The organism is Streptomyces sp. NPDC059874, assembly GCF_042731135.1.
GTDB lineage: Bacteria > Actinomycetota > Actinomycetes > Streptomycetales > Streptomycetaceae > Streptomyces.
Genome location: NZ_JBHWJY010000093.1, coordinates 25,264 through 32,163 on the forward strand (window position 1 = coordinate 25,264; position 6,900 = coordinate 32,163).

Consider the following 6,900-nt stretch of genomic DNA (forward strand, 5'->3'; position numbering starts at 1 on the left):
GCGACTCCTACAAAACGAGCCGACACCCCCGCGAAGATGTTGAAATTTGAACGGAATGAGCCTAAGGTCGTCCTCGTTGAAGTCGTTGAACATTCAACGGACTACGGAACCCTACCGAGGAGCACGTCATGGGCATCTTCACCCGCCGCAGCCAGGACACCACCACCGCCACCTCCACCCTCCCGGTGGACCCGGCGCTCGCCGCCCTCACCGGCGACTACGCCATCGACCCCTCCCACAGCCGGATCGGCTTCACCGTCCGCCACGCCATGGTGACCAACGTCCGCGGCGGCTTCGACGCCTTCGAGGGCAGCCTGCACCTGGACGGCGGCGACCCGGCCCGCTCCACCGCCTCCATCGACGTTTCGATCGGTTCGGTCAGCACCGGCATCGCGGACCGCGACGCCCACCTGCTGGGCAGCGACTTCTTCGACGCCGAGCTCTTCCCGAAGATGACCTTCCGCTCCACCGAGGCGGCCCAGCTCGGCGGCGACAAGTACCGCATCACCGGCGAGCTGACGATCAAGGACGTCACGCGCCCGCTCTCCATCGACCTGGACTTCAACGGTTCGGCCAAGGACGTGTACGGCAACGAGCGCGTCGGCTTCGAGGGCTCCGCCGAGATCCTGCGCTCCGACTGGGGCCTGACGTGGAACGCCGCGCTGGAGGCCGGCGGTGTGATGGTCAGCGACAAGGTGAAGCTGACCTTCGACATCTCCGCGATCAAGCAGGCCTGACGGATGGGGTGGGGCGGCTACCAGCCGCCCCCGCCGTCGAACCCGCCGCCCCCGTCGAAGCCGCCACCGCCGCCGAAGTCCCCGCCGCCGAAGTCGGACGGGTTGAAGTCGGCCCCGGAGACGTCCCCGCCCTCGAAGCCGTTGCCGCCGCCGAAGTCCGAGGCGTAGGCGGGGCTGGACATCATCGAACCGAGCATCGTGCCCATGAGCAGGCCGGGCAGGATGCCGCCGCCGAAGTAGCCGCCGGCCCAGGGACCGTACGCCGGGCCGGCGTCGTAGTAGGGGCGCGGCCCGTACTCGGTGTCGACCGTGCGCACCGCCGGGTCCTGGCCGTCCCGCAGCCGTACGGCGTCCGCCGTGCAGACGGGCACGGTACGGGCGGCCCCGCCGGCCGGAGCCCACGTGGCGTCCTCTGTGCTCGGCCCGTGGCGCGGGTCGAAGAAGCAGGGCGAACGGCGCTCGGGCAGCGGCTCGCCCTTCCGGCGCGCGTCCAGGCAGGCCAGCGCGTACCGGCCGTCCTCCAGGGCCTGGGTCACGCCCTTGACCTCTTCGGGGTACTGGACCGAGGCCATGATCTGCTTGGCCCTCTCGTACGAGTCGAGGCCCTGCTCGTAGTCCTTGCGCATGGCGTCGTCCGCGCCGGGCTCGCCGGGGTGGAAGTCGAGCCGGTCGAGCTCCTCGCCGAAGGCCGTGATGTCCTCGTCGACGACCACGCCGAGCCGCTCGATGGCCTCGCGCCGGGTCTCTTCCTTCTTCTTCCGGTTGCGCCGCACCAGTGCGTACGCCCCGCCGCCGCCGATCGCGGCGACCGCGCCGAGGGTGATCAGCCCGCCGATGGGAGCGCCGCCGTCGTCCGTGCCGGCGCTGCCCCAGGAGGCGGGGGCGCCGCCCTTGGCCTGGCTCAGGGCCTGGTCCACGAAGTTGTTGAGCTGGGTGGCCGTATCGGGCGCCCCCACCTTCACCGCGTCGCTGAGGTTGCGTACGGCGTTGGTCGGCATGACGGCCTGGTCGGCGGCCGCCTTGAAGCCGTCGCCGAGCCGGATCGCGTAGAGCCCGGTGATCCCGGTCTCGGCCCTGACCGCGCCGAGCACCTTGTCCTGGGGGAACTCCGCCGTCGCGGGCAGCACGGCGACGAACACCGGCTTCCCCGCGTCCTTGATCTTCTTCGCGAGCGCGTCCGCCTCGGCCTTCGGCAACTGCGCCTCGACCCGGGGGTCGACGTAGACGGGCCCCTGCTTGAGGGCCTCCCCGACGGCGGCGACTCCGGTGGCGGCCGATGCCTGCGGCGCGACCAGGAGGGCGGTCGCCGACAGGGCCAGCAGCAGACCGGACAGCAGCGATCCAAAGCGCACGGATATCAGCCTGGTCCTCATACCCACGACGCTACCGGAACCAGTCATTTCCTGTGTGAACAGGACATAAGCCCGTCCGACCCCACGGAGGGTCCCAAGCCCGTACGCTCCCGCTCAGGGGTGGGGCCGGTGCGGCGTGGATGGCTGGTGATGGCTTTGGCCTGCGCGGGCGGAGGCGTGCTGACCGGTTGCTCGGCGGCCAGTCTTCCGCTGATCTCGGTGCACAACGGTGCGGACGGGACACCGCAGTTGACGCTGGTGCCCTGCGGGAAGGACAAGATCGGCAGCGTGGACCTGGACGCGGCCCCCGAGGTGCCCGCCGTGCCGGTCGCCTCCGCCACCGTCTCACCCGGGTCACCGACCGTACCCGCGCCACGCGAGGGCTGGAGCGCCTACGGCTCCCCCCTCGCCGACGGCGAGGTCACGTTCCCGCTGTTCTCCCCACCCGCCGAGTGGAAGGCCCGGCAGTCGGGAGGAGCCCAGAGCGTGCGGCCCGGGTACACGTACAGCGCGAGCTTCCACGCCCCGGGGTTCAGCGACTACTCGGGGGTGGCGCACTTCACCGCGGAGGACCTCGCCGGGCTGAAGTCCGGCGAGGTCTGGGCCAACGGCAAGGCCATGTCCCCGAAGAAGTTCCGCAAGCTCGTCAAGGACAAGTGCTGACCCGCCGACGGAATTACTCGGCCGGCTCCACGCCCGCGTGGAGGAGGCCGTACGTGAAGGCGTCCTCCAGGGCCTGCCAGGAGGCCGCGATCACGTTCTCGGCCACGCCGACCGTGTTCCACTCGCGGGTGCCGTCCGTCGTGGAGATCAGAACGCGGGTCGTGGACTCCGTGCCGTGCTTGCCCTCCAGGATGCGGACCTTGTAGTCGACCAGCTCGAACTTGGCCAGCTGGGGGTAGAAGCGCTCCAAGGCGACGCGCAGCGCGCGGTCCAGGGCGTTGACGGGGCCGTTGCCCTCCGCCGTGGCGACGATCCGCTCGCCCTTGGCCCACAGCTTGACCGTGGCCTCGTTGGCGTGGGTGCCGTCCGGGCGGTCCTCGACGATCGCGCGCCAGGACTCGATGCGGAAGTACTTGCGGGCCCGGCCCTCGGCCTCCGCGCGCAGCAGCAGTTCGAAGGAGGCGTCGGCCGCCTCGTAGGTGTAGCCCTGGAGCTCCCGCTCCTTGACCCTTTCCACGACCCGGGAGATCAGCGCGCGGTCCCCGTTGAGGTCGACGCCGAGCTCCTTGCCCTTGAGCTCGATGGAGGCCCGGCCGGCCATGTCGGAGACCAGCATCCGCATGGTGTTGCCGACCCGCTCGGGGTCGATGTGCTGGTAGAGGTCGGGGTCGACCTTGATGGCCGAGGCGTGCAGGCCCGCCTTGTGCGCGAAGGCGGAGAGGCCGACGTAGGGCTGGTGCGTGGAGGGGGTCAGGTTCACGACCTCGGCGATGGCGTGCGAGATGCGGGTCATCTCGGCCAGCGCGCCCTCGGGGAGCACCTTGCGCCCGTACTTGATCTCCAGGGCGGCGACGACGGGGAAGAGGTTGGCGTTGCCCACGCGCTCGCCGTAGCCGTTCGCCGTGCACTGGACGTGCGTGGCGCCGGCGTCCACCGCGGCCAGGGTGTTGGCGACGGCGCAGCCGGTGTCGTCCTGGGCGTGGATGCCGAGGCGGGCGCCGGTGTCGGCGAGGACGGTGGCGACGGTCGCGGTCACCTGGGCGGGGAGCATGCCGCCGTTGGTGTCGCAGAGGATGACGACGTCGGCGCCGGCTTCGTGGGCCGCGCGTACGACGGACTTCGCGTACTCGGCGTTGGCCCGGTAGCCGTCGAAGAAGTGCTCGCAGTCGACGAAGACGCGGCGGCCCTGGGCGACCAGGTGGGAGACGGTGTCGCGGACCATCTCCAGGTTCTCGTCGAGGGTGGTGCGCAGGGCGAGCTCGACGTGGCGGTCGTGGGACTTGGCGACGAGGGTGATCACCGGCGCGCCGGACTCCAGCAGCGCCCGCACCTGCGGGTCCGTGGCGGCGGAGCCGCCGGCGCGGCGGGTCGCGCCGAAGGCGACGAGCTGGGCGTTCTTGAAGTCGATCTCGGCGCGGGCACGGGCGAAGAACTCCGTGTCGCGGGGGTTGGCGCCGGGCCAGCCGCCCTCGATGAAGCCCACGCCGAATTCGTCCAGGTGCCGGGCGATCGTCAGCTTGTCGGCGACGGTGAGGTTGATGCCCTCGCGCTGGGCGCCGTCGCGCAGGGTGGTGTCGAAGACGTGGAAGCTGTCGTCGAGGACCGCTGCTGCCGCCTCTGGTGTCGTCGTCATGCTGATCTGACTCCTGTCGGATGAGTGGTTCCGGAAACCCGGGATCCACTGCCCCCATCATCGCGCGCGTTCACGTCCCGGCATGGATGGTGCCGGGAAACGAAAAAACCTCTCGCGGGTGCGAGAGGTTTGCGCGCGGGTCTGGGGCACGGTGGCCGCTTCCCGCGAAGGTCTTCCACGGTTCAGCGGCCACTGAGGACCGGCGCGCTGCTGGCGATAATCATGAGCTGAGCAGGCACGCTCGCAGTGTGCCATACCGCTGGCCGCGGATGGACGGGGATCTCACCATGCGGGCACCGCGCGTACCGGAGCGCGGCGCCGCAGCCGGCCGCCGTCGCAGGCGAGACGGGGTGCCCGGAGGGCAAATACGCGGGGGTTCGGGGCAGCGGCCCGGGGCGGCTACGGGGTGAGGGCCTCGGTGAGGTATTCGCGGACGTGGTCCAGGATTTCGGCGCGGTCGACCGTCGGCAGACCAACGGCCAGCTGGATGCTGAAGCCGTCCAGCAGGGCCCGGGTACGGGCCGCGAAGCGGTCGGCGTCCACCGGGCGGAACTCCCCGCGCGAGATGCCCTCCGCGAGCAGGGCCACCAGGTCGCGGTGCCAGGCGCCCTCGATAGCCGCCTGCCGGTCTCGCTCCTCGGGGCCGGCGTTCTGGGAGCGGTTCCAGACCTCCAGCCAGAGCGTCCAGTGCGGGTCGCGGGCCTGCGTGGGCACGTAGAGGTCCACGTACGCCTGCAGGCGCTCGACGACCGGGCCGCGCCGGGACAGCAGGGCGCGCCGCTCCGTGCCCAGTGCCGCCTCGCTCCACTCCAGGGTCTGCAGCAGGAGCTCGTCCTTGCTGCGGAAGTAGTAGAGGAGGTGGCCGCTGCTCATGCCGACCTCGCGGCCCAGACCGGCCATGGTCAGGCCTTCCAGGCCGCGCTCGGCGATCGTGGCCATGGCGGCGACGAGTACGTCCTCGCGCGGGGGCGCGTTCTTGCGCGCCGCCCGTACCGGTACTCCACCCGCCGCCATGGTCCACTCCTTCGAACGTGTAGCCGCGGGTCAGACCTTCGGCTGCTGCTGGGTGATGCAGTGGATACCGCCACCCCCGGCGAAAATCGTACGTGCGTCGACGAGGGTCACCGTCCGCTCGGGGAACAGTCCGCGGAAGATCTCGGCGGCCTCCTCGTCGCGCGGGTCGTCGAAGGCGCACAGAACGACACCGTCGTTGCACAGGTAGTGGTTGATGTAGGAGTAGTCCACCCACTCCCCGTCCTCTTCCAGCACGGTCGGCGCCGGGATCTCCACGACCTCCAGCAGCCGGCCCCGGGCGTCGGTGGACGCGCGCAGGATGGCCGCGATCGTCTTGCAGCGCTCGTGGTCGGGGTGGGCCGGGTCGGGCTGGGTGTGCACCATGACGACGCCGGGGCGGGCGAAGGCGGCGACGATGTCGACGTGACCCTGCGTACCGTAGGTGCCGTAGTCGCCGGCCAGGCCGTACGGGAGCCAGATCGCCTTGGTGGTGCCGAGGTGGGCGTGGATCTCCTGCTCGACCTGCTCGCGCGTCCAGTCGGGGTTGCGGCCCTTGCCAAGCTGAACGGTGTCGGTGAGGAGCACGGTGCCCTCGCCGTCGACGTGGATGGCGCCGCCCTCGTTGACGAGCGGGGTGCTGTACGTGCGGGTGCCGACCACGTCCGAGATGTGCCGGGCGACCTTCGAGTCGTGCTCCCATCGGGCCCACTCCTGGGCGCCCCAACCGTTGAAGGTCCAGTCGACGGCCGCCAGCTCGCCGGCGTCGTTGGTGACGAAGGTCGGGCCGATGTCGCGCATCCAGGCGTCGTCGAGCTCCCGCTCGACCAGCTCGATGTCGTCGCCGACGATGGCGCGGGCGCTCTCGGCGTCACCGGGCGAGACGACGAGGGTCACGGGCTCGTACGTGCGCACCGCGCGGGCCACGGCTCCCCAGGCCTCGCGGGCCTCGGCGAGCTCCTGCTCGTTGGTGAAGGTGGGGTTCGGGCTGGGCCAGGCCATCCAGGTGCGCTCGTGGGGCATCCACTCGGCGGGCATCCGGAATCCGTCGTTCACGGGCTTTGCGTTCATGGCAGGGAGGTCCTTACAAGAAGTACAGGCGGTTGAGGGAGACCGATTCGGCCGCTTCGGAGCGCAGCGGTTCCCCGTCGAGGGAGACGAGGCCGCTGCGCGCGTCGACATCGACCGCGCCCACCCGGGAGTTGAGGAGCATGTCCTTGGGGCCGATGCCGCGGGTGCCGCGGACGGCGACCCGGCGTCGGCGGGTCGGCATCTCGTCGCTGCCGAGGGCCGCCGCGGCGGCCGAGACGAAGGCGACGGAGATGTCGGCGGCGGTGGCCCCGTACGAGCCGAACTGCGGGCCGAGGACGAGGGGTTCGCAGGTGTCGGTGGCGGCGTTGGGGTCGCCGGTGACCCCGTACGCCGGGAAGCCGGACTTGAGGACCAGCTGCGGCTTGGCTCCGAAGAACTGGGGGCGCCAGAGCACGATGTCGGCGAGCTTGCC

6 protein-coding genes and 1 pseudogene are annotated in these 6,900 nt (G+C 71.0%); 2 read left to right on the forward strand and 5 right to left on the reverse strand.

Going from position 1 to position 6,900, the window contains the following annotated elements; translation table 11 throughout:
- Positions 1 to 128 precede the first annotated feature (128 nt).
- On the forward strand, positions 129 to 737 hold the full coding sequence (locus ACFV9H_RS35360; RefSeq protein WP_385406669.1) for a YceI family protein: 609 nt from the start codon (positions 129 to 131) through the stop codon (positions 735 to 737).
- Positions 738 to 754: 17 nt separating this feature from the next.
- On the opposite strand, the gene ACFV9H_RS35365 is transcribed toward ACFV9H_RS35360, so the two are convergent.
- Positions 755 to 2,110, reverse strand: a complete 1,356-nt coding sequence (locus tag ACFV9H_RS35365; RefSeq protein ID WP_385406671.1) for a hypothetical protein — start codon at positions 2,108 to 2,110, stop codon at positions 755 to 757.
- A 129-nt stretch (positions 2,111 to 2,239) separates the two neighbouring features.
- On the opposite strand from ACFV9H_RS35365, the gene ACFV9H_RS35370 reads away from it, so the two are divergent.
- Entirely contained in the window at positions 2,240 to 2,752 is a 513-nt protein-coding gene (locus tag ACFV9H_RS35370) for a hypothetical protein (protein WP_385406674.1), read from the forward strand.
- A 13-nt stretch (positions 2,753 to 2,765) separates the two neighbouring features.
- Here the strand turns inward: ACFV9H_RS35370 and cimA are convergent, their stop codons facing one another.
- The 4 genes and pseudogenes from cimA to ACFV9H_RS35390 form a co-directional block, all read right to left on the reverse strand.
- Positions 2,766 to 4,385, reverse strand: coding sequence for a citramalate synthase (gene cimA / locus ACFV9H_RS35375; RefSeq protein WP_385406676.1), 1,620 nt, complete (start codon positions 4,383 to 4,385; stop codon positions 2,766 to 2,768).
- Positions 4,386 to 4,784: 399 nt separating this feature from the next.
- Entirely contained in the window at positions 4,785 to 5,399 is a 615-nt protein-coding gene (locus tag ACFV9H_RS35380; protein ID WP_385406679.1) for a TetR/AcrR family transcriptional regulator, read from the reverse strand.
- A 30-nt stretch (positions 5,400 to 5,429) separates the two neighbouring features.
- Complete coding sequence (locus tag ACFV9H_RS35385; RefSeq protein WP_385406682.1) at positions 5,430 to 6,467, reverse strand: agmatine/peptidylarginine deiminase; 1,038 nt, start codon at positions 6,465 to 6,467, stop codon at positions 5,430 to 5,432.
- Positions 6,468 to 6,480: 13 nt separating this feature from the next.
- Positions 6,481 to 6,900, reverse strand: a pseudogene (locus ACFV9H_RS35390) (urease subunit alpha); the annotation flags it as partial.

Bases quoted from the DNA above. Each gene is read 5' to 3' on its own strand.
- ACFV9H_RS35360 (WP_385406669.1), top strand. From the start codon at position 129: ATGGGCATCTTCACCCGCCGCAGCCAGGACACCACCACCGCCACCTCC.
- ACFV9H_RS35365 (WP_385406671.1), bottom strand. From the start codon at position 2,110: ATGAGGACCAGGCTGATATCCGTGCGCTTTGGATCGCTGCTGTCCGGT.
- ACFV9H_RS35370 (WP_385406674.1), top strand. From the start codon at position 2,240: ATGGCTTTGGCCTGCGCGGGCGGAGGCGTGCTGACCGGTTGCTCGGCG.
- cimA (WP_385406676.1), bottom strand. From the start codon at position 4,385: ATGACGACGACACCAGAGGCGGCAGCAGCGGTCCTCGACGACAGCTTC.
- ACFV9H_RS35380 (WP_385406679.1), bottom strand. From the start codon at position 5,399: ATGGCGGCGGGTGGAGTACCGGTACGGGCGGCGCGCAAGAACGCGCCC.
- ACFV9H_RS35385 (WP_385406682.1), bottom strand. From the start codon at position 6,467: ATGAACGCAAAGCCCGTGAACGACGGATTCCGGATGCCCGCCGAGTGG.